The sequence below is a fragment of the Aquabacterium sp. UBA2148 genome (genome assembly GCF_002328915.1).
GTDB classification, from domain to species: Bacteria; Pseudomonadota; Gammaproteobacteria; order Burkholderiales; family Burkholderiaceae_C; genus Aquabacterium; species Aquabacterium parvum.
This window is the reverse complement of record NZ_DCXA01000173.1, coordinates 8,854-10,012: the sequence shown is the minus strand read 5'-3', so window position 1 is coordinate 10,012 and position 1,159 is coordinate 8,854. Positions and strand designations below refer to the sequence as shown.

Sequence of the window (1,159 nt, the reverse complement as noted above, 5' to 3'; positions counted from 1 at the left end):
GGCGACGGCAAGATCTACATCCTCCAAGCCCGCCCCGAAACGGTCAAGAGCCAGCAGCAAGGCAAGAGCGAGCAGCGCTACAAGCTCAAGGGCACCGGCACCATCCTGGCTGAAGGCCGCGCCATCGGCCAGAAGATCGGCACCGGCCCGGTCCGCATCGTCCACAACATCTCCGAGATGGACAAGGTCCAGCCGGGCGACGTGCTCGTCACCGACATGACCGACCCCAACTGGGAGCCGGTGATGAAGCGCGCCAGCGCCATCGTCACCAACCGCGGCGGTCGCACCTGCCACGCGGCCATCATCGCGCGCGAGCTGGGCATCCCGGCCGTGGTGGGCTGCGGCAACGCCACCGAGCGCCTGACCGACGGCACCCTGGTGACCGTGGCTTGTTCCGAAGGCGACACCGGCCACATCTACGAAGGCCTGCTGGAAACCGAGGTCACCGAGGTCACCCGTGGCGAGATGCCGCACATCGGCCTGAAGATCATGATGAACGTCGGCAACCCGCAGCTGGCCTTCGACTTCGCGCAGATGCCGAACGCCGGTGTGGGCCTGGCCCGCCTGGAGTTCATCATCAACAACAACATCGGCGTGCACCCCAAGGCCATCCTCGACTATCCCAACGTCGACAACGACCTGAAAAAAGCCGTCGAGTCCGTGGCCCGTGGCCATGCCTCGCCGCGCGCCTTCTACGTCGACAAGCTGGCCGAAGGCATCGCCACCATCGCCGCGTCGTTCTGGCCCAAGCCCGTCATCGTGCGCCTGTCGGACTTCAAGTCCAACGAGTACAAGAAGCTCATCGGCGGCTCGCGCTACGAGCCCGAAGAAGAAAACCCGATGCTGGGCTTCCGTGGGGCCTCGCGCTACATCAGCGCCGAGTTCGGCGAGGCCTTCGCCATGGAGTGCGAAGCGCTCAAGCGCGTGCGCAACGACATGGGCCTGACCAACGTCGAGATCATGGTGCCCTTCGTGCGCACCCTCAAGCAGGCCGAGCGCGTCACCAAGATGCTGGCCGACCACGGCCTGGTGCGCGAATCCAAGGGCGGCAAGGACGGCCTGCGCGTCATCATGATGTGCGAAGTGCCCTCCAATGCCATCCTGGCCGAGCAGTTCCTGGAGTTCTTCGACGGCATGTCCATCGGCTCGAACGACCTGA

General features: G+C 65.1%; 1 protein-coding gene. It reads left to right on the top strand.

Features of this window, described 5'->3' with window-relative positions; all coding sequences use genetic code 11:
- Positions 1-1,159 (top strand): phosphoenolpyruvate synthase (ppsA, locus tag B2W70_RS09690; protein ID WP_286745212.1); only part of this gene is annotated, 1,159 nt, incomplete at both ends.